Source organism: Nonomuraea mangrovi, assembly GCF_042681425.1.
Classification (GTDB): domain Bacteria; phylum Actinomycetota; class Actinomycetes; order Streptosporangiales; family Streptosporangiaceae; genus Nonomuraea; species Nonomuraea mangrovi.
This window is the reverse complement of the sequence record NZ_JBHUFV010000035.1, coordinates 1-21,143: the sequence shown is the minus strand read 5'-3', so window position 1 is coordinate 21,143 and position 21,143 is coordinate 1. Positions and strand designations below refer to the sequence as shown.

Here is a 21,143-nt window from a genome sequence, read left to right as displayed (position 1 = left end):
GGATGGCACGCGGGCGGTTGAGGGTCTACCTGGGCGCGGCGCCCGGAGTGGGGAAGACCTTCGCGATGCTCTGCGAGGGCCGCAGGGGACTGGAGCGTGGCAGGGACGTCGTCGTGGGTCTCGCCGAGACCCACGACCGTCCCCGCACCGCCGAGCTCCTCGACGGCATGGAGGTCATCCCGCGCAGGACGATCCGCTACCGGGGCGCCACCTTCGCCGAGCTGGACGTGGACGCCGTCATCGAACGCGAACCGAAGATCGCGCTGATCGACGAGCTGGCGCACTCGAACGTGCCGGGATCGAGGAACGCGAAACGCTGGCAGGACATCGAGGAGATCCTCGACGCCGGCATCGACGTCATCTCCACGGTCAACATCCAGCACCTGGAGTCGCTCAACGACGTCGTCCAGCAGATCACCACCATCCCCCAGCGTGAGACCGTCCCCGACGAGGTGGTACGGCGCGCCGACCAGATCGAGCTGGTCGACATGTCGCCCGAGGCGCTCAGGAGGCGGATGGCCCACGGCAACGTCTACGCACCGGAGAAGGTGAACGCCGCCTTGTCCCACTACTTCAGGGTCGGCAACCTGACCGCCCTGCGCGAGCTCGCCCTGCTCTGGGTCGCGGGCAAGGTGGACGAGCAGCTCGACCGCTACCGCGCCGACCACGGGATCGCCACCACGTGGGAGGCGCGCGAACGCGTCGTGGTCGCCCTCACCGGCGGGCCCGAGGGCGACACCCTGGTACGGCGGGCCGCCCGCGTCGCGGCCAGGACCAAAGGCGCCGACCTGCTGGCCGTCCACGTCACCAGCGCCGACGGCCTGTCCGGCGGCGACCCGGCCAACCTGGCCAGGCAGCGCACGCTGGTGGAGAGCATGGGCGGCACCTACCACCAGGTGGTCGGCGACGACATCCCTCGCGCGCTGCTCGACTTCGCCCGCGGCGTCAACGCCACCCAGCTCGTGCTCGGCGCGTCCAGGCGGGGCAGGTTCGCCCAGGTCTTCTCCCGCGGCGTCGGCGTGGAGACCACGGCGCTGTCCGGCAGCATCGACGTGCACATGATCACGCACGCCGAGGCGAAGAGGGGCCGGCGGCGTCCCGAACGCGCCCACGCGGCGCTGACCGCGAAGCGGCGGCTGGCCGGATGGGCGGTCGCCATCGCCGGCATGCTCGCGCTGACGGCGGCGCTGGTCCCATTCAGGAACGACCTGTCGCTGCCGACCGAGATCCTCTTCTACCTGGTCACGGTGGTCGGCGTCGCCCTGATCGGCGGCATGTGGCCGGCCATCACCGCGGCGGTCGGCGGCTCGCTGCTGCTCAACTACTTCTTCACCCCGCCGGTCGGCGAGTTCACGATCTCCGATCCGGAGAACCTGTTCGCGCTCGTCGTGTTCGTCGTGGTCGCCGCCATGGTGAGCACGATCGTCGACGTGGCCGCCCGCCGTACCAGGGAGGCGGCCCGAGCGGGCGCGGACGCCGAGATCCTCGCCACGCTGGCGGGGCACGTGCTGCGCGGCGAAGCCGCGCTGCCCTCGCTGCTGGCCAGGCTGCGGGAGACGTTCGGGCTGACCTCCGTCACGCTGCTGGAACGGCGGCCCGACACCGGCGGCATGCCGGACGACCACACCGACCCCGACGCCTGGCGGATCATCGCCACCACCGGCGGCGCGCCGTGCACCTCCCCTTCCACCGCCGACACCGACGTGGTCATCGACGAGAACCTGGTCCTCGCCGCCCGTGGACGGCTGCTCGACGCGGCGGACCGCAGGGTGCTCGAGGCGTTCGCCGCCGAGACCGCCGTCGCGCTCCGCCAGCAGCGGCTGGAGGAGGCGGCGGAGCGGGCCAAGCCGCTGGCCGAGGCGGACAGGATGCGCACCGCGCTACTGGCCGCCGTCAGCCACGACCTGCGCACCCCGCTCGCCTCCGCCAAGGCCGCCGTGGAGAGCCTCAGCAACACGGCGATCGAATGGAGCGAGGAGGACCGCTGCGAGTTGCTCGCCACCGCCGACGAGTCGCTGGCCAAGCTGGACCGCCTGGTCGCGAACCTGCTCGACATGAGCCGCCTGCAGGCGGGCGTCCTCGGAGTGGACCACCAGCCGGTGGCGCTGGAGGAGGTCGTGCCCCGCGCGATCGACGACCTCGGCCCGCTGCGCGACAGGGTCGAGGGCGACATCTCCGTCGAGCTGCCCGAGATCGTCGCCGATCCCACGCTGCTCGAACGAGTGCTGGTCAACCTGATGGCCAACGCGGTGCGCTACAGCCCGCAGCACCAGAAGGTGCTCATCACCGCGAGCCGGCACGGCGACCACGTCGAGATCCGCGTGATCGACAGAGGCCCCGGCGTCCCCGCCGACGCCCACGACCGCATCTTCCTGCCGTTCCAGCGCCTGGGCGACCGCGACAACCACACGGGTGTCGGCCTGGGACTCGCGCTGTCGAGAGGGTTGGCCGAGGCCATGGGCGGCACCCTCGTCCCCGACGAGACACCAGGGGGAGGTCTCACCATGACCCTCACGTTCGCCATCACCTCGCGGACGGTGGTCGCATGACCCGCGTCCTCGTCGTCGACGACGAACCGCAGATCCTGCGGGCGCTGCGCATCAACCTGGTCGCGCGCCACTACGACGTGGCGGTGGCCGCCGACGGAGGCTCCGCGCTCAGGGAGGCGGCCGAACAGCACCCCGACCTCATCCTCCTCGACCTCGGGCTGCCCGACCTCGACGGCGTCGACGTCATCCACGGCCTGCGCGGGTGGACGTCGGCGCCCATCCTCGTGCTGTCCGGCAGGACGGGCAACCACGACAAGATCGAGGCGCTGGACGCGGGCGCGGACGACTACGTCACCAAACCGTTCAACATCGAGGAACTGCTGGCGCGCATGCGGGCCGTCACCCGCAGGACCGGCATGCAGGAGGCCGAGCTCGCCCGCGTCCAGGTGGGGGACCGGGTGATCGACCTGACCGACAAGACGGTCTCCGACGGGGTACGGCTGACGCCCACCGAGTGGCACATCCTGGAGATCCTGCTGCGCAACCCGGGCAAGCTGGTCAGCCAGCGGTACCTGCTGAACGAGGTCTGGGGCGAGAAGTACCTCAAGGAGTCGCACTACCTGCGCCAGTACATGGCCCAGCTGCGCCGCAAACTGGAACGCGACCCCGCGCGGCCCGCCCACCTGATCACGGAACCGGGCATGGGGTACCGCTTCGTACCGCTCGCATGAGAGGCGGCATCGACGGGGCAGGGGCGGGCGGCCCGCCGATCGCGGGCGGTCATGCGATGGCGGTCGCGGAGGGGTGGCTGTGCGGGCTCGACCCCGCCGAGGCGATGCTCGACGTGGCACGGGCGCGGCCGGACATCGAGTGGGTGCTCGGTGACCTGTCGTCCGTCTCCTGGGACGAGGGGTTCGACCTGGTCGTGATGACGGGTCACGCGTTCCAGGTGTTGCTCGGGGACGAGGAGCTGAGGGTCGCGCTGGCCGCGATCCGCTCGGCGCTGACCGAGGACGGCCGCTTCGTGTTCGAGACCCGCAATCCGCCGGCCCGGGCGTGGGAGCAGTGGACGACGGGCCACCCGGTCGAGATCATCGGCGCCTCGGGCGCGGTCGTGCGCATGGAACGCGAGGTCGAGACCCCGGTCGAGGATGGCCTTGTGTCGTTCACGCACACCTTCACCAGTCCCGCGTGGGACCGGCCAGAGGTGAGCCGCAGCACGCTGCGCTTCCTCGACGTGGCGGGTCTGTCCTCCTTCCTGGCGGCGGCGGGCCTGATGGTCGAGGAGCAGTTCGGCGACTGGGCTTCGGGCCCGCTGACCGACGCGAGCCCTGAGATCATCACGATCGCCCGCCGGACGGCGTAGCGCTCGGCCGGCCTCATCCACCCCCGAGTTTGCCTGGAATATTCTAGACGTTTAACATCCAGAATATTCGAATGCCCTGACCGGGCTCTGTCGGAGGTGATTCTGGATGTCTGATGTCTTGAATGCGGCGCCGGGGCGAGCGGCCGCCAGGGGATGGGCGGCCGTGGCGGCCGTGACCTTGGGAATCTTCTCTCTGATGACCTCCGAACTGCTCCCCGTCGGGTTGCTGACCCCGATCGGCACCGGCCTCGGTGTCTCCGAAGGGGTCGCCGGGCTGATGATGACCGTGCCGGGACTGGTGGCCGCGCTCTCCGCGCCCCTGCTCACCGTCGTCGGAGGACGGATCGACCGGCGCGTCATGCTGATCGCGCTCATCGGCCTCATGAGCGCGGCGAACCTGGCCGGAGCCGTGGGATCCAGCTTCGCCGTCGTCCTCGCGGCCAGGATCGCGGTCGGTGTGAGCGTCGGCGGGTTCTGGGCCATCGCAGGCGGGCTCGCCCTCCGCCTGGTGCCCGAGGCCCACGTGGCCCGCGCGACCGCGGTGATCTTCGGCGGGGTGTCGACCGCCTCCGTCGTCGGCGTGCCCGCCGGGACGCTCGCGGGGGAGCTCGGCGGCTGGCGGGTCGCGTTCGGTGCCGTGGGGGTCCTGGGGCTGGTCGCTCTGGCGGGCCTGGTCCTCCTCCTGCCCGCGCTGCCGTCCAGGCAGACGATCACCTTCGTTGAGCTGCCGCGGGTGCTGCGGGCGCCGGCCGTACGGACCGGCGTGATCCTGACCCTCCTGCTGATCACCGGGCACTTCGCCGCCTACACCTTCGTCCGCCCGATCCTGCAGACGGTCGCGGGCGTCGATCCTGACCTCATCAGCCTCCTCCTGCTCGGATACGGCGTGGCGGGCATCGCGGGCAACTTCCTCGCGGGCGCGCGCGCCGCCCGCCACCCGCGGGGCACGCTCCTGACCATCACGCTCGCGCTGACCGCCGCCACCGCCCTGATGGCCGCGTACGGCGGGACGCCCGCCAAGGGGATCGTCCTGCTGGTCGTGTGGGGCCTCGCCTACGGCGGCGTGTCGGTGAGCCTGCAGACCTGGATGCTCAAGGCCGCGCCCCAGGCGACCGAGGCCGCCACGTCGCTGTTCGTCGCCACCTTCAACCTGTCCATCGCGCTCGGCGCGCTGCTCGGCGGCCTGGTCGTCGACGGGCTCGGCACGGTCGGCGCCCTGTGGCTCGCCGCCGCACTCCTGCTTTCCGCCTTCGCCATCACCACCCGCACCAGATAAGGAAACGCGACATGTCGGTCACCATCATCAACCCGGCCACCCTGCACGACCCCGTCTCCTTCGGCTACAGCCACGTCGCCGCGGTCTCCGGCGAACTGGTCCTGGTCGCCGGGCAGTACGCCTCCGACCTCGAAGGACACGTCACCTCTCCGGACTTCGCCGAGCAGGTCGAACAGTCCCTGTCGAACCTGGGCACTGCCCTGGCGGCGGCCGGTCTGTCCTTCGAGGACGTCGCGGGGATCCGCACGTTCGTGGTGGACCACGACCTCGACAAGCTGGCCGTCGTCGCGGCGGCGATCGGGAAGATCTGGGGGGACAGGCCGCCCACCCAGACGCTGATCGGCGTGGCCTCCCTCGCCCTGCCGGACATGCTGTTCGAGATCGACGCCACGGCCGTCCGCCCCTGACGCCCCGCGCGGAGTGGGCGGCCACGGGCCGCCCGCGCCCGCGGTCCGTGCCGCGCCCCGGGGGTCACCGCCGCGTCCTCCCGCGAGGATGTCACCGCGGCCCGGTGGTTCGGTGGAGGAGCGGGGAGCTCTGGGGGCGGGCCCCGGCGTTGGAGGCGCCGGGGGTGAGGGGCCGGCGTTCACTGGGGGAGAAGGTCGCCCGCGTGGACGACGACGTGGTGCGGGGCGATCGCGTCGGCGCGGCCGGGCAGGAGGTCGATGCAGGCGCGGCGGACCTGCTCGGGCGTGGGCGCGTCGGCTCTCCGCGACGCGTCGCGCGCGACGAGGTCGCAGGTCAGGGTGCCGTCGGGCTGGGCGGTGATCCGCGGCAGGAATCCGGGCGCGGCGGCCTCGACCAGCCGGCTGACGGACTCGAGCCGCACCCATGACCCGCCGCTCCGCACCCACCCGGGCCCGTACGATACGGACGCCACACCCGTGACCTCCTCCAGCGAGGCCAGGTCCACCGCGCCCTCACCCGCCGCCACCAGCAGCCGGACCAGCCCGGTCCCGAACCGCTCCGCCTCCCGCGCGGGCATGGCCTCCGGGTTGGCCCACAGCACCAGGTCGAGCTCGTCGTCCAGGCGGTTCACCCAGAGCGACAGGTTGGCCGGCAGCGACGCCGCGGGCAACCAGCTCAGCTCCACGTCCGAGGCGGGCCTCGGCTCCCCGGCCGGTACGGCCTGCAGGCTCATGTCGTTGTAGACGCAGTCCCTGGCGTACCTGGTGCCGCGTTCGGCGTCGAGGGCATGGATGGTCTCCCACAGCTCCGCCGCGTCGAACCTGCTGTGCTGGTAGCCGCTCAGCGCGGCGACCCTGAAGCGGCCGACCAGATCGTCGAACGTGGCCGCGTCGAGATCCGCCACGATCAGCGCGTCCTGGGCCAGCGGGCCGACGTGCCCACGCAGCCGGGGATGGGTCCTGTTGCTCGACAGCGACGCCAGCAGGCAGGTGGGCTGGGCGGTGCGGCGGCCGAGCAGGACGCCGAGCGCGGCCATCACGAGGACCGAACGGCTCGCTCCCGTCCGCCTGGTAGCACGTTCCAGCGAAGTGGCCACGGCGGCCGAACGGATGCGCAGCCGGGGGAGCAGAGCGTGCTCGACGTCGTAGGCCACGGGGAACATCGACTGCGGCGCCCTGGCCAGGCCGGAACGCCAGTGGCGCAACGTGGAGGCGGCCCTGCGCGACGCCTGCGGAGTACGCTCGGCGGCGGCCAGATCGATCGGCTGCACCAGCGGCGCGCTCGCCGGGTCGGCCCGCTGCGCCGGTGGCGGGCTCGCCGGGTTGCCCTGATGTGTCGGTGGTGGGTCCGCCGGGTCGGCCCGTTGCGCGGGTGGCGGGTCCGTGGGGTGCGCGGTGAGCAGCAGGCCCTCCCATTCGCTGACGACCTGGGCCAGGCTGATCGCGTCGACCGCGGTGTGTGGCAGGACGAAGACCACGAAACGCGGCGTCCCCCCTTCTCGCACCACGGCCATGCGGACCGGCAGCTCGGCCGCCAGATCGAACCTCGCCGCCCGCAGGCCCGCGCCCACCTCCTCCGCCGCGAGCCTGGCTTCGCCGTCGGCGTCATGGACGGGGACGGCCAGCTCGCCAGCGCCGTGCGCGTGCTGGCCATCGTCGGTGAAGGTCGTGCGCAGGCCCTCGTGCCGGCAGAGCAGCGCGCGCGTGGCCGCCTCGACGCGGTCCAGCGTGGCCCGCTTCGGCAGCCGTTTGACCACCAGGAAGTTCATGTGCGGAGGCGGGTCCCTCCGCACGCAACGTGCCATGTTGGCCTGGCCCATGGTCAGCGGGCCGCGGCGGTCGGTCTGTCCCTCGAAGCGCACGGTGAGCGTGGTGATGACGTCCTCGCCTCGGCTCGCCTCCGGACGGTGTGGGCCGCGGAGGAAACTGGAAAGAACCTTTACATTTCTGCACGGAATCACAGGGCCCGGTGGGACGCAAGATCCCCCGCCGAGCTCCACGTCCCGGCGCCGGCTATCGCTTCGGCCTTCACGAGCCGAACGAGCGGAGCGGGTCGAGCCCGGCGGGTGGGTCGAGCAGGTTGTCCGGGTCGAGCAGGCCGAGGTCGGCGAGGGCCTCCGCCGCGGCCCGCGCGCAGACTCTGGTCGCGCCGTGCGTCGCGATGTGGATCGCGCCGGGTGTGGCCGTGCTGGGTGTGCCCATCTCGACCACCACGGCGTCGGGGCGCCTGGCCAGGATCTGGTCCAGCGCGGCCGGTACCCAGGCGTGCCGGTGTGCGGTGCGGACGGTCACGACGAGCAGCCGTGCTCGGGCCGCCTCCACGGCTCTCAGGAGTTCGTGGCCGTCCGGTTCGGCGAGCCGCGTCACCGTGGTGGCGGGGAGGCGTGAGGTCAGCGCGTCGGCCATGCCCCACGGGGTGATCGGGTCGACGGCGAGGTTCGTGGGGGAGGCCAGCTCGATGACGTGCGGCGGGGCGCCGGGTCTGGGTCGCCGGTTCACGGTGACGCGCAACGCCCGCCGGGCCGCCTCCGACTCTGGCCCCGTTCCAACCCCGGCCTCGGTCCCGGTCCTGGCCTCGGTCCCGATTCCGGTGGTGGTCGATGTGTCGGTAGTGGTGCCGGAGTCAGGGGTGGTGGTTCGGCGGTGTTCGTGGGCCCAGTCGGCCAGCAGGCGGACCCTGGCGGCGGCGTCGGCCAGGCGTTCCTCCGGCAGGGTGCCGTCCATCACCGCGGCCATGATGGTGTTGCGGATCAGTCCCACCACTCCGGCGGAGGCGTTCTCGCCGCCGACGCAGATGGCGTCGGCGCCCGCCGCGAGCGCCTTGACGGCCGCACCGCCGAGGCCGTACCGCCCTGACACGGGTGCCATCTCGATCCCGTCGGTCACGATCAGCCCGTCGAAGCCGAGCTCCCCTCGAAGCAGTTCGACCAGCAGGCGGCTGCTCATCGTGGCGGGGGAGTCCCGGTCGTAGGCGGGCACGAGGAGGTGTCCTGTCATGACCGCCCTGACCCCCGCGTCGATGGCCGCCCTGAACGGTGGCAGGGCGAGGCGGGCCAGGTCCTCCGCGGAATAGGTGATGGTGGGCAGTTCGTCGTGGGAGTCGGCGGACGTGGCCCCGTGCCCGGGGAAGTGCTTGGCGCACGCCGCGACCCCCGCCGACTGGACGCCGGTGACCCACGCGGCGGCGTGGCGGGCCGCCAGCGCGGGATCGGAGCCGAACGCGCGGGTGCCCACCACCGGGTTGTCCAGGTCGCCTTCGATGTCCACGACAGGGGCGTAGGTGAGGTTCACGCCGGCTCGCGCGAGTTCCAGGCCCAGTCCTCTGGCCACGCGTCCGGTGAGCCGGGGATCGTCGGCCGCGCCGAGGGCGAGGTTGCCCGGACGGGAGCTGCCCGTCCTGGCCTCCAGGCGGGTCACGTCACCGCCCTCCTCGTCGGTGGCGATGACGACGTGCGGATTCTCGGCCCTGATGGCCGCAGTAAGGTCCATGACCTGCTCGTTTGTCACGATATTTCGTGAATAGAGGGCTATTCCGCCGAGGCCGCTGGAAAGCCGTCGTCGCACCCATTCGGGCAGCGTGGTGCCGACGAATCCCGGCTGAAGCACGGCGTCGGCAAGTGCGGCCAGGACGGGGCTCTCGCCTCTCCTGGCACCCTGGCTCGCCATTGTTTCCTCCATCGCGCAGGTGGAATGGCCGATGGGCCGCAGGCGCTTGTCCGCCTCCGGTCCCAGTGTGTAGCATCAGGTCGGCTAATTAATAGGAAACTTTCCTAAGAATTATTTTGTCAAGTCTCAGGTCAGAAAACCAGGCTCACCCACTGAGGGAGACGGTCAGGATGTCCTTGCCTGTGGCGCGAGGTCGGAACCCGAGAGATCAGTTCACCACCGTGCTGTCCCACGGCCAGGAGCGCATGTGGTTCCTGGACCGTCTGGCAGGCGGGGACTCCAGCTACAACATGGTCGTCAGCGTGCGATTGCGGGGCCCGCTCGACCAGTCCGCGCTGGCCAGGGCGCTGACCGAGTTCGTCGCCCGCCACGAGTCGCTGCGAACGGTGTTCCCGGAGATCGACGGCACCCCCGTCGCGTCCGTACGGCCGGCCGCCCCCGTCGTCGTCGAGCTGGTCGAGGCCCAGGACGAGACGGAGGAACGGCTGGCGGCGCTCGTGGCCGCGCGCACCAACGCCTCCTTCGACCTCGCCGAGGGCCCGCTCCTCAAGGTCACCCTGATGCGTCTCGGCGTCGACCATCACGTGCTCGTCATGGTGATGCACCACATCATCGGCGACGCCTGGTCGGTCGAGCGGATCATGTTCCCCCAGCTCGACGAGCTCTACACGGCTTTCGCCTCGGGCGGCGTCGCGCCTTCGCGGCCTGCCACGCCGTACCGGAGCCACGCGGTGGCGCAGCGCGCCGTGGACCACGCGGGAGAGCTGGCCTTCTGGCGGGAGGAACTGGCCGGGGTGCCGCCGCTCGAGCTGCCGATCGACCGGCCGAGGCCCGCCGTGAGGAGCGGGAACGGCGCCATGGCCATCCACCGGATGCCCATCGAGGTGTGGGAGCGCGTCACGGAGCTGGCGAGGGCCGAGCGCTGCACGCCGTTCATGGTGTTGATGGCCGCCTACCAGGTGCTGCTCCGGCGGCACAGCGGCCAGGACGACTTCTGCGTCGGCACCCCGGTCGCGGGCAGGGACGAGGAGGACCTCGAGGCGGTCTTCGGGCTCTTCGTCAACACGCTGGCCGTGCGCGCGGACCTGACCGGTGACCCGTCTGTCAGGGAGCTGTTCAAGCGCGTGCGCAGGCGCCTGCTGCGCGGGTTCGGCAGGGCCGCGGTGCCGTTCGAGCGGGTCGTCGGCGAGCTGGGGACGGGAAGGGACCCGGCGATCCCGCCGGTCTTCCAGACGATGCTCATGCTCGGCAACCCCGACGGGGAACCGCTCAGGCTGGGCGGGATGGAGGGCGAGCCCGTCCTTTCCGGTCTCGCCTCCGCCCGGTTCGACCTGGCGCTCGATGTCGTGGTGTACCCGGACGCCCTGCAGTTCCTGTTCACCTACAGCACCGAGGTGTTCGAGGCCGCCACGGTGCGGCGCATGGCGGGTCATCTGGAGCGGCTGCTGCGGGAGATGCCGGCACGGCCCGAGGCGCGACTGAGCGAGCTGGCGATGCTGCCGCCCGAGGAGATCGCGGTGCTGCTGCCTGACGGCCCGCCGCCCGCCGCCGCCCCGTCCGTACGCCTCGAGGAGCTGTTCGCCGAGCAGGCGCGCCGCGAACCTGGAGCGCCCGCCGTCGTCACGCCCGAACGGACCATGACCTACCTGGAGCTCGACACCCAGGCGGAGGCGCTGGCGAGAGGGCTGGCCGCTCGCGGAGTGCGGCCGGGACAGCGGGTGGCCGTCTGCGCCACGGCCGGCCCCGAGGCGATCGTCGCGGTGCTCGGCACGCTCAAGGCGGGGGCGACCTACGTTCCGCTCGACCCGTCGCAGCCGGCCGAACGGCTGGCCGCGCTGCTGACCGACTGCGAAGCGGCCCTGGCCATCGTGGCTGAAGGACTCCGCGTGGCAGGCACGCCCACCGCCCGCGTCGACGAACTCCTCGCCCCCGCCGACGCCCCGAGCCTGAGAGCGGAAGGCGACGCCCCCGCGTACGTGATCTACACCTCCGGCTCGACAGGGGCGCCCAAAGGGGTGGTGGTCGGGCACGACACAGTGGCGCGGCTCGCGCGGGCCTTCGTCGACCTGCACGGGTTCGGGCCCGGCCAGCGGGTCCTGATGGTCCCGCCGCTGAGCTTCGACGCCTCGGCGGGCGACCTCTACCCCGCCCTCGTCAGCGGCGCGGCGATCGTGCTGCACCCTGATCCTGTCGCGCTCACCGGCCACGAGCTGTTACGGCTCTGCGCCGACCACGCGATCACCATGGTGGACGCCCCCTCCGCGCTCTGGCAGCAGTGGGTCGACGACCTGTCCGGCCTCGACGCGGTCGACCCCGGCCCGCTGGCCACGGTCATGGTCGGCGGCGAGAGCGTCCCGGTGGACCGGCTGCGCACCTGGGCCCGCCTCACCGGCGGACGCCTCGCCTTCTTCAACCACTACGGCCCCACCGAGGCCACCGTCTGCGCGACCGTCTACCGCACGGTCGACGGCTCCGAGCTCGGCGAGCGAACGCACCTGCCGATCGGCTCGCCGCTGCCGCACGTGCGGGCCTACGTGCTCGACGACGTCGGCGGGCTCGCCCCGATCGGCGTCCCCGGTCAGCTCCACCTGGGCGGGCCCTGCCTGGCACGCGGCTACCTGGGCCGCACCGAGCTGACCGCCGAGAGGTTCCCGCCCGACCCGTTCGCCCCGGGAGCCGGGATGTACGCCACGGGCGACCTGGCCAGGCGCCGCCCCGACGGCCGGCTGGAGTTCCTCGGCAGGGTCGACAGGCAACTCAAGATCAACGGCGTGCGCATCGAGCCCGCCGAGGTGGAGGCCGCCTGCCTGGCCCACCCCGCCGTGCGCGAGGCCGTGGTCACCGCCGTCGAAGGGCGGCTGGTCGCCTACCTGGCCGGCGCGCCCGTCTCCAGGGCCGAGCTGCGCGGATTCCTGGCGGAACGGCTGCCCGCCGCCATGGTGCCGCAGGCCGTCGTCATGCTCGACGGGCTGCCGCTGACCCCGCACGGGAAGGTCGACCACCGCGCGCTTCCCGCACCCGACGCGGAGGCCGTGCCGTACGAGAGCCCGCGCACCCCGACCGAGCGCGCCGTCGCCGCCGCCTGGGAGGAGACGCTCGGCGTACGCGCGGGGCGGCGCGACAACTTCTTCGACCTCGGCGGCCACTCGCTGCTCACGCCCAAGACCGTCAACCGCATCGCCGCGCGCACCGGCGTCGCCGTCGAACTGGGCGCTTTCTTCGCCGCCGCGGACCTGGCGGAGCTGGCCGCCCGCATCGACGGGCACGACGTCGCAGCGGAAAAGCCCGACCTCATGGCCGACGCCACGCTTCCCGCCGACTTCCCGCCGCCGGCCGGACCCGTGCCCGCCGCCCCACCTCGGCGGGTGCTGATGACAGGGGCCACGGGCTTCCTCGGCGCCTACCTGCTCGCCGACCTGCTCGGCGACCCGGACACGGTCGTGCACTGCCTGGTCAGGGGCGAGTCCCCGGTCAAGCGCGTGCGGCGCAACCTGGAGCGGTACGGGCTCTGGAGCGACGCCTACCTGGCCAGGATCGTCCCCGAGCAGGGCGACCTGGCCGCGCGGGGGCTCGGCCTTCCGGCCGGGCGGCTCGACGACCTGGCCGACACCCTCGACCTGATCGTGCACAGCGGTGGCCAGGTCGACTTCGCCAGGCCGTACGGCAGGCTGCGGCCCGCGAACGTCGGCGGCACCCTGGAGATCCTGCGCCTGGCCGGCCGCGGCGCGCTCACCACGCCCGTGCACGTCGTCTCGACTCTCGGCGTGCACCTGACGCCGGGCGAGCGCATCGTGCGCGAGTGCGACCCGCTGCCCGACCCCGAACTGCTGCATCCCGGCTACGACCAGAGCAAATGGGTCGCCGACCGGCTGGCGGCGTCGGCGCGCGAGGCGGGAGTGCCGGTCGCGATCCACCGGCCCGCCAGGATCGCGGGCGACAGCCGCACCGGCGCGTGCCCGCCCGACGACTTCCTCGGCAGATTCTTCGCCACCTGCGTCGCCATGGGCGGCGTCCCCGACGGCGAGAACCTGGACCTGGCCCCCGTCGACCACGTGGCGGCCGCCATCGGGCACCTGGCGCGCACGCGGGCGACCGGTGACTTCCACTACTACAACCCCCGCACGCTGAGCTCGGCCGAGCTCGTCGAGGGGCTGCGCGCGAAGGGCTTTCCCGTGCGCCTCGTCCAGGGCTCGCGGTGGCGGGCGGAGGTACGCAGGCGCCTGGCGGCGGGCGAGCCGCTCCCCGTTGCCGCCTTCCCGCGCTTCTTCGCCGAGTACGGCGACGCCAAGGGCCCCGTCTTCGACTGCGCGGCGACAGAACGCACGCTGGCCACGGCCGGGCTGACCTGCCCGCCGGCGTCGGCGCTGCTCGACGGTCATCTCGATCACCTCATCGCAGCCGGCGTCCTGGTCGGGGCCGCCGCTTCCAAGGAGAGCCATGAGTGAACCCCTTCTGTCACCCGAACCACTGCAGGACGACGAAGCGCTGGAGGCGGAACACGAGATCGCGCGAGGACGCGTGATCCTGCCGGCCGCGTGGACCGCACAGGAGCGCGGATGAGGTTCCTGATCGCGGGCGCCGGGCCCGCGGGCACGTTGCTGGCGTGCTACCTGGCCGGACGCGGGCATCAGGTCGCCGTCTACGAGCGGCGCCCCGATCCGCGTGGCAAGGCCGATGCCGAAGGGAGGTCGATCAACCTCGGCCTCTCCGCCCGCGGCGTGCGCGCGCTGGGCGGCATCGGGCTGATGGACCGGGTGTGGCCGCTCACGGTGCCGATGCGCGGCAGGGCCGTGCACGTGCCTGGCGGCCAGACGACCTTCCATCCGTACGGCGCCCGCGACGACGAGATCCTTCACTCGGTGCTGCGCAGGGACCTGGTGTCCCTCTTGATCGACCACGCCGACGCCCGGCCGGAGGTGAGCTTCCACTTCGGACACAGGGTGGTCGAGCTGGACAGGGAGGCGCCCGCCGTCCAGGTGGTGGAGGAGGAGAGCGGCGAGAGCAGCAGGGTCACGGCCGATGTGATCGTGGGCGCGGACGGCGCGTTCTCCGCCATCAGGACGCAGCTTCACCGCGGGCTGCGCGCCGACCTCCATCAGGAGGTCCTCGACTGGGGTTACAAGGAGCTGACGATCCCCGCCGCGGACGACGGCTCCGCCCGCGTGCGGCTGGAGGCGCTGCACGTGTGGCCCGGCGGCGACGGGCTCATCGTGGCCCATCCCAACATGGACAACTCGCTCACCGCCACCCTGTTCCTTCCTCACGAGGGGCCCGGCGGGTTCGCCGAGATCACCGATCCGGAGGCCTTCTTCGCCGAGCGCTTCCCCGACGCGCTCCCGCTCATGCCCGACCTGGCCAAGGAGTACGCCGGCAACCCCGTCGGGCACCTGGTCTCGATCCGCACCGCGCCGTGGCACCACCGGGGCAGGGTCGTGCTCGTGGGAGACGCCTGCCACGCCGTCTACCCCTTCTACGGCCAGGGCATGAACTCGGCTCTGGAGGACTGCCTCGTCCTCGACCGGTGCCTGGGCGAGCATCCCGGCGATCCTGAGCGCGCGTTCGCCGCGTTCGAGCAGGCGCGCAGGCCGCACACCGACGTCCTGGACGAGCTGTCCAGGCAGAACTTCGTCGAGCTGCGCGACCGCGTCCGCTCGCCGTTCCACCATCTGCGCAGGCAGGCCGACCTGCTGCTGGCCAGGACGTTCCCAGGCCGCTGGGTCCCGCTCTACACGATGATCTCCCACACCACGATGCCGTACGCGGACGCACTCGCCAAGGCCCGCCGCCAGGACGCGATCCTGCGCTGGGCCGCCGTGACAGCCGCGGGCGCCACCGCGCTGGCCGCGATGAGAAAGATCGTCAGGAAGGGACACTGACCATGCTCATCGATCCCGCCGACCCCTCCCGCACGCTGATCGAGCTGAGCGACCTCGACGGAGAAGACGAGCTGGTCAAGCGGTACGGCGAGCCGCTGCGCCGCATCGTGACCTGGGCACGGGAGTACCTGTGCAACCCCCACCCCGACCTCGGCAGGAAGGGCGCCGTCTGCCCCTACGCCCAGACCGCGCTCGACAGGGGCACGTTCTACCTGGCCGTCTGCCAGGGCGAGCCGACGGTCCTGGACATCTCCAGGGTGCTCGCCGGCTACCGCGACTGGTTCCAGCGGCTGGCGGCGCCGCCGGGCGTCGCGCCGCAGTTCCGCACCATCCTCGTGCTGTTCCCCGACCTGCCGGACGCGCGGGCCGCCGCCGTCGTCGACGCGGCCCAGCTCGAGCTCAAGTCGGCGTACGTGGAGGCCGGACTCATGATCGGCGAGTTCCATCCAGGCCCCCCGCCCAAGTCCGGTCTATGGAACCCCGACTTCCTGCCGCTGAACAGCCCCGTGCCGTTGCTCGCGATCCGGCAGATGGTCGCCAGCGACTTCCCCTTCCTGCAGGAGGTGCCCAGCCACGTGCGGGCCTACCTCGAACGATTCGGCGACCGGCCGCCCGCCCCGCTGCGCGAGGCGATCGCCGCCGCCCGGCGGATCCCCGACGAGCCACCCACCCGAGAGGTGCTCACATGAGCCAGGTCTCCTTCACCCAGCACGGCATGTGGATCACCGAGCTGACGGGCGCGGGCACCGTCTACCACCTGCCGATCCCGATCAGGCTGAACGGCGGAGCCGACCGTGACGCGCTGGCCAAGGCGTGCAGGGGCGTGGTGGACCGGCACCCGCTGCTGGGGTGCGCGCTGGAGGACAGGGACGGCGTGCTCCACCTGGTCCCCGCCGCCTGCCCGCCCGCGCTCCGCGTCGGGGAAGGAGGGGAGGAGGCGGTCAGGGCGGAGGTCGTCCGGCCGTTCGACCTGGAACGGGGACCGCTGATCCGCTTCTCCCTGCTCGGCGACACGCTGCTGGTCGTCGCCCACCACGTGGTCTTCGACGGGCGGTCCAAGGACGTGCTCGTCGCCGACCTCACCGCCCTGCTCGAGGGTGAGTCCCTGCCCGTGCCCGGCGTCGACGCCGCAGCACGCCATACGGATGTCGCCGCCGAGCAGCGGGAGCGCGTCGAGAGCCTGCTGGAGGAGGCCGGCGCGTTCTGGACGCCCCGGTGGCGGGAGCCAGGCGAGATCGTCGTGCGCGGCGGCGGGCTGCGCTCTCGCCGCGCCTCGGCGGGCGCTGTCGTCGAGTTCCCCTGCGAGGTTCCCGACCTGCCCGGCCTCACCAGGTTCGAGGTGCTGGTCGCCGCGGTCCACGCGCTGCTGCGGTCGTACGGCAACGCCGGCGTCGTCACCGCGCTCGACCTGTCCACCAGGACACCCGCCGAGGAGGACCGCGTCGGATGCCACGTCAACGAGCTGCCGCTGTTCACCGGCCCCTCGCCTGACGCGCTGTTCGCCGACTTCGCCGCGGAGGTGCGGGCCGAGCTCAGGCGGCTCTACCGGTTCCGCGAGGTTCCGCTGGCCAGAGCGGTGCCGGGGATCAAACCGCACGCCGCGCTCGCGCCCGTCTCCATCAGCTACCGCCGCGTGGGCGAGAAGCCGCGGCTGGGCGAGGTGGAGTGGCTGGCGTTCAACCACGGCGTGCGGGGCGCCCTTCAGCTCCAGCTCGCCGACGGGCCGTCGGGGGTCGAGGCCAGCCTCCGGTACGACCCGGAGGAGCCGGTCGACGCGCCCGGCTTCGCCGCCGACCTGCGGGCCGTCCTCGACGCCGTGGCCGACGATCCTGGACGGCCGTTGAGCCGGCTGATCGCGCCCGCTCTCACCGATGCTCCCGCCACGCCTTCCGTGTCCATCGCGGTGTCCGGGGCGTCCACGCCTTCGGCTCATTCGGACCAGCACGACGGGGGAACGGGGGACGCGCTGGCCGTACAGATCCGGGAGATCTGGGAGGAAGTGCTGCAGATCTCCCCCATCGAGCAGGACGACGACATCTTCGACCTCGGCGGTCACTCCCTGACGATCACACAGATCATCGCCCGCATGCGCAAGCGGCTCGGCGTCGAGGTCCCGCTGGACGACTTCTTCGACAACCCGACCATCGCGGGCGTCGTGGCGGTGATCCGGCGGTGAGGGCCAGGGCGGACATCCTGCGTTTCGCCGCCGTCTGGATCGCCTCGCTGCTGTCGGGCGTCGGCTCCAGCCTCACCGGGTTCGTCCTCGGCGTCTGGGTGTACCAGGTGACGGGCTCGCCCACCCAGTTCGCGCTGGTCATGCTCTGCGGGTTGCTGCCCGGCATCCTGATCGGCCCGTTCGCCGGGATCGTGGTGGACCGCTTCGACCGTCGCCGGGTACTGATCGTCACCGACTGCCTGGCCGCGCTGCCCACCCTCGCCATCGTGTTCCTGATCCAGGGCGACCGGCTCGCGGTCTGGCACCTGTACCTGGCGTCGGCGATCACCGCGGCCTGCGGGACCTTCCACGCCACCACCTACCAGGCGATGACCCCGCTGCTGATCCCGAAGCGGCACCTGGGCAGGGCCAACGGGCTCATGCAGATCACCTGGGCCACGCAGATCGCCGCCCCCGTGCTGGCCGGCACCCTGCTGGTCGCGGTGGGGACGGCGGGGGTGCTGGTCGTCGACCTCGCGACGTTCGCCGTCGCGGTGCTGACCCTCCTGCTCGTACGGCTGCCCGCGGCCGTCCTGCGGCCCGCCGGAACGGCCGGGGCGCCTGACCTGCGGACCGACCTGGTCGTCGGGTGGCGCTACCTGCGCCGGCGGCCGCAACTGCTGGGTCTGGTGTTCGTGCAGACGGGGTTCAACTTCGTGTTCGCCACGGCGGGCGTCCTGGTGCAACCGTTGATCCTGTCGTTCGCCACGGCGGACGTCCTCGGCGTGCTCATGCTGGCCGGAGGCGCAGGCATGTTCTGCGGGAGCCTGCTCATGGGGGTCTGGGGCGGGCCGAAGGGGCGAGTGCGCGGGATGGCGGTGCTCATGGCCGCCGGTGGCGTGGCCCTGTTCCTGCACACCCTGCGGCCCTCGCCGCTGCTCGTCGGCGTGGCCGCCGCGGCCTTCCTGTTCACGCTGCCCGTCGTGGGCGGCTGCGCGCAGGCCGTGATGCAGACCAAGATCGAACGGGAGGTCCTCGGCAGGGTGCTCGGCACCGCCCACTCGCTCGGCACCGCGGCGACGCCCGTGGCGTACCTGCTGGCCGCGCCGGTCGCCGAGTTCGTCACAGGACCGCTGCTGATGCCGGGCGGCGGACTCGCCGGCAGCTTCGGCCCGCTCATCGGGGTGGGGGAGGGGCGCGGCATCGCGTTCGTGCTGCTCCTGGACGCGGTACTGCTCGCGGCGCTGGCCGCCATCACCGCGTTCACGCCCGGCCTGCGCAGGCTGGAGACCACCCTCCCCGACGCCGTGCCCGACGACGCGCCCGACGACGCGCCCGCCCCCGTCCCCGCGCCCTGACGTCCGACCCGTCTCCGCGCGCCCGCACCTACCCGCGCCTCCACCCGCCGACATCCGACCCGTCTCCGGGGCCGACATCCGACCCCGTCCCCGCCCGCTGACATCCGACCCGTCTCCGGGGGCGGCACCCGCCCGCGCCTCCGCAGCGATTTCCGCAGCCGACGATCACCGTAGAAGGGATCCCGCATGCCGCTCGACCTGCCGCCCGACGAGGTGCGCGCCTTCGCCACAGGCCAGGCGCCCGCGCCCCTGCTCGACCTGGTCGGCGCGATGGCCACGCACGCGGTCGCCGCCGGGTTGCGGACGGGCGTGTTCGACGCGCTGGCCGAGGGACCGTGCACCCCGGCCGACCTGGCCGCCAGGCTCGGTGCGGGCACCGAAGGCCTGGCCAGGCTCCTCGACCTGCTCCGTGCCACCGGCTACGTGGAGCTCCACGACGGGCGCTACGCCAACAGCCCGACCGCCACGGCCTGGCTGTGCTCGGCCTCGCCGTCGTCCTACGGCCAGGTCCTGCTGGTCTGGCAGTCCATCCTCGGCGACCTGTGGGCGGACCTGCCCACCGCCGTACAGACCGGACGGCCCCGCGGCGACTTCTACCCCTGGCTCGCCGAACGCCCTGAGCTGTCGGCCAGGTTCCAGGATCTCCAACGCGGCCTGGCCGGATGGCTCGCCGAAGAGGTGGTCGCGCTCGCCCCGCCGCCCGACGGTGAGGTCCGGCTGCTCGACCTGGGCGGCGGGCACGGCACCTACAGCGCGGCGTTCTGCCGGACGCATCCGCAGCTGTCGGCCACGGTCGTGGACCTGCCAGGCGCGCTCGGCGACGGCGACCACGAGCGCATCCGATGGGTGGCGGCCGACCTCACCCGCGACCCGATCGAGGGGAAGCACGACATGGTGCTGCTGTGCAACGTCCTGCACGGCTTTCCCGCCGCTCAGGCCGCGGAGATCGTCGCCAAGGCGGCGGGCGCCACCAGGCCCGGTGGGCAGGTGCTGGTCCTGGAGACGATCGCCGAGCACCGGGCGGGCGTGGCGGAGGGAGCCTTCACCGCGGGGTTCGGCCTCAACCTGTGGCACACCCAGGGCGGTGGCGTGCCGAGCACCCGCACCGTGGAGGGCTGGCTGGCGGACGCCGGGCTCGGCCAGATCAAGCGCCACGACCTGAGCCGCTCGGCCACCCACTCGCTGTTCGTCGGCACCCGCTGAACCCCGCCGCCCGACCACCCAGGCCACCTCCCGGGGCGCCCGGAAAACCAGCCCCCGCGCTGCCACAAACCAGTCCCGCGCTCCCGGAAATCAGCCGCGCTCTCGCGGAGAGTCGAGGGGCCGGTCCCCTGTGTGAGGGGACCGGCCCTGACGGGCTAGCCGGGGATCACCCCAGGCCGCTCTTCATGGCGGTGATCAGCTCACCGTTCGTGGTGTCACCGCTGAGCTCCCAGAAGAACGCGCCACCCAGGCCCTGGTTCTTCGAGTAGCTCATCTTGCCGCCGATCGTGCTCGGCGTGTCGTAGCTCCACCACTGGTTGCCGCAGTAGGCGTAGGCCGTTCCCGCGATGGTGCCCGTGGCGGGGCAGCGGGTCTTGAGGACCTTGTAGTCCTCGATGCCCTGCTCGTAGGTTCCGGGCGCGGGCCCTGTGGCCGTACCGCCCGGCGCGGACTGGGTGACGCCGGTCCAGCCGCGGCCGTAGAAGCCGATGCCGAGCAGAAGCTTGCTCGCGGGGACGCCCTTGCTCTTGAGCTTCTGGATGGCGTTGTCGGAGTAGAAGCCGGGGGTCGGGATGCCGCTGTAGTTGGTGAGCGGCGAGTGCGGGGCGGTCGGGCCCTGGGCCGCCCATGCGCCGAAGAAGTCGTACGTCATGACGTTGTACCAGTCGACGTACTGCGCGGCGCCGCCGTAGTCGGCCGCGTCGATCTTGCCGCCGTTGTTGCCGTCGGCGGTGATGGCCGCGGTGACGAGGTTGCTCGAGCCGAAGCGGGTGCGCAGGGCCGACATCAGGTTCTTGAACGCGGCGGGCCCGCTGGTGTCGCAGGTGAGGCCGCAGGCGTTCGGGTACTCCCAGTCGATGTCGATGCCGTCGAAGACGTCCGCCCAGCGCGGGTCCTCCACCAGGCGGTAGCAGGACTCGGCGAAGGCGGTCGGGTTCTGCGCGGCCTGGCCGAAGCCGCCGGACCAGGTCCAGCCGCCGAAGGAGAACAGCACCTTGATGTTGGGGTACTTCTTCTTGAGCTTGCGCAGCTGGTTGAAGTTGCCGCGCAGCGCGCCCGCGTCCCACGTGTCGGCGACGCCGTCGACGCTCTCGCCCGCCTGGTAGAAGCGGTCGTAGTCTGCGTAGCTGTCGCCGATCGTGCACTGGCCGTTCTGCACGTTGCCGAAGGCGTAGTTGATGTGGGTCAGCTTGGCGGCCGAGCCGCTGGTGTCGATGTTCTTGACGTGGTAGGCGCGCTGGTAGACGCCCCACTGGACGAAGTAGCCGAGGACCTTGTTGCCGCCGCCTCCGCCGCCGCCTGTGGTGGTGGCGGTGACGCCGGTGCTGTGGGCGGACTGGTTGCCGG

15 protein-coding genes are annotated in these 21,143 nt (G+C 72.3%); 12 read left to right on the top strand and 3 right to left on the bottom strand.

Annotated elements, in window-relative coordinates:
- The first annotated feature begins 2 nt into the window (after positions 1-2).
- From ACFSKW_RS24065 to ACFSKW_RS24045, 5 genes are all read left to right on the top strand, one after another.
- A complete protein-coding gene (locus tag ACFSKW_RS24065; protein WP_379574635.1) occupies positions 3-2,549 on the top strand; it encodes a DUF4118 domain-containing protein in 2,547 nt (848 codons plus the stop codon).
- Positions 2,546-3,220 carry a response regulator gene (locus ACFSKW_RS24060; RefSeq protein WP_379574634.1) on the top strand — a complete coding sequence of 225 codons (675 nt, stop codon included), beginning with the start codon at positions 2,546-2,548 and terminating at the stop codon, positions 3,218-3,220. The genes ACFSKW_RS24065 and ACFSKW_RS24060 overlap by 4 nt, the downstream gene beginning before the upstream one ends.
- Positions 3,217-3,855: a class I SAM-dependent methyltransferase gene (locus tag ACFSKW_RS24055; RefSeq protein WP_379574633.1), complete on the top strand. Its 639-nt coding sequence runs from the start codon at positions 3,217-3,219 to the stop codon at positions 3,853-3,855. Before ACFSKW_RS24060 ends, ACFSKW_RS24055 begins: the two co-directional genes overlap by 4 nt.
- 106 nt (positions 3,856-3,961) lie before the next feature.
- A complete protein-coding gene (locus ACFSKW_RS24050; RefSeq protein WP_379574631.1) occupies positions 3,962-5,131 on the top strand; it encodes an MFS transporter in 1,170 nt (389 codons plus the stop codon).
- Between the two features lie 11 nt (positions 5,132-5,142).
- Positions 5,143-5,538, top strand: coding sequence for a RidA family protein (locus tag ACFSKW_RS24045; RefSeq protein WP_379574630.1), 396 nt, complete (start codon positions 5,143-5,145; stop codon positions 5,536-5,538).
- Between the two features lie 179 nt (positions 5,539-5,717).
- Here ACFSKW_RS24045 and ACFSKW_RS24040 read toward each other — a convergent pair whose 3' ends face one another.
- Both ACFSKW_RS24040 and ACFSKW_RS24035 read right to left on the bottom strand, forming a co-directional pair.
- Entirely contained in the window at positions 5,718-7,400 is a 1,683-nt protein-coding gene (locus tag ACFSKW_RS24040) for a condensation domain-containing protein (protein ID WP_379574629.1), read from the bottom strand.
- Positions 7,401-7,566: 166 nt separating this feature from the next.
- The gene (locus ACFSKW_RS24035; protein WP_379574628.1) at positions 7,567-9,204 is read right to left on the bottom strand and encodes a glycoside hydrolase family 3 N-terminal domain-containing protein; all 1,638 of its coding nucleotides are present in this window, start codon (positions 9,202-9,204) and stop codon (positions 7,567-7,569) included.
- 182 nt (positions 9,205-9,386) lie between these two features.
- On the opposite strand from ACFSKW_RS24035, the gene ACFSKW_RS24030 reads away from it, so the two are divergent.
- The 7 genes from ACFSKW_RS24030 to ACFSKW_RS24000 all read left to right on the top strand — a co-directional run bounded on the left by ACFSKW_RS24030 (position 9,387) and on the right by ACFSKW_RS24000 (position 19,796).
- A complete protein-coding gene (locus ACFSKW_RS24030) occupies positions 9,387-13,649 on the top strand; it encodes a non-ribosomal peptide synthetase (RefSeq protein WP_379574627.1) in 4,263 nt (1,420 codons plus the stop codon).
- Entirely contained in the window at positions 13,642-13,764 is a 123-nt protein-coding gene (locus ACFSKW_RS24025) for a hypothetical protein (protein ID WP_379574626.1), read from the top strand. Before ACFSKW_RS24030 ends, ACFSKW_RS24025 begins: the two co-directional genes overlap by 8 nt.
- On the top strand, positions 13,761-15,080 hold the full coding sequence (locus ACFSKW_RS24020; RefSeq protein WP_379574625.1) for an FAD-dependent oxidoreductase: 1,320 nt from the start codon (positions 13,761-13,763) through the stop codon (positions 15,078-15,080). Before ACFSKW_RS24025 ends, ACFSKW_RS24020 begins: the two co-directional genes overlap by 4 nt.
- Before the next feature lie 2 nt (positions 15,081-15,082).
- Positions 15,083-15,769 carry a DUF6875 domain-containing protein gene (locus ACFSKW_RS24015; protein ID WP_379574624.1) on the top strand — a complete coding sequence of 229 codons (687 nt, stop codon included), beginning with the start codon at positions 15,083-15,085 and terminating at the stop codon, positions 15,767-15,769.
- A complete protein-coding gene (locus ACFSKW_RS24010; RefSeq protein WP_379574623.1) occupies positions 15,766-17,256 on the top strand; it encodes a condensation domain-containing protein in 1,491 nt (496 codons plus the stop codon). Before ACFSKW_RS24015 ends, ACFSKW_RS24010 begins: the two co-directional genes overlap by 4 nt.
- Entirely contained in the window at positions 17,253-18,593 is a 1,341-nt protein-coding gene (locus tag ACFSKW_RS24005; RefSeq protein ID WP_379574622.1) for an MFS transporter, read from the top strand. Before ACFSKW_RS24010 ends, ACFSKW_RS24005 begins: the two co-directional genes overlap by 4 nt.
- A 186-nt stretch (positions 18,594-18,779) precedes the next feature.
- The gene (locus ACFSKW_RS24000) at positions 18,780-19,796 is read left to right on the top strand and encodes a methyltransferase (RefSeq protein WP_379574621.1); all 1,017 of its coding nucleotides are present in this window, start codon (positions 18,780-18,782) and stop codon (positions 19,794-19,796) included.
- 166 nt (positions 19,797-19,962) lie between these two features.
- Here the strand turns inward: ACFSKW_RS24000 and ACFSKW_RS23995 are convergent.
- A partial coding sequence (locus ACFSKW_RS23995; RefSeq protein ID WP_379574620.1) for a glycoside hydrolase family 18 protein occupies positions 19,963-21,143 on the bottom strand: 1,181 nt, incomplete at its 5' end.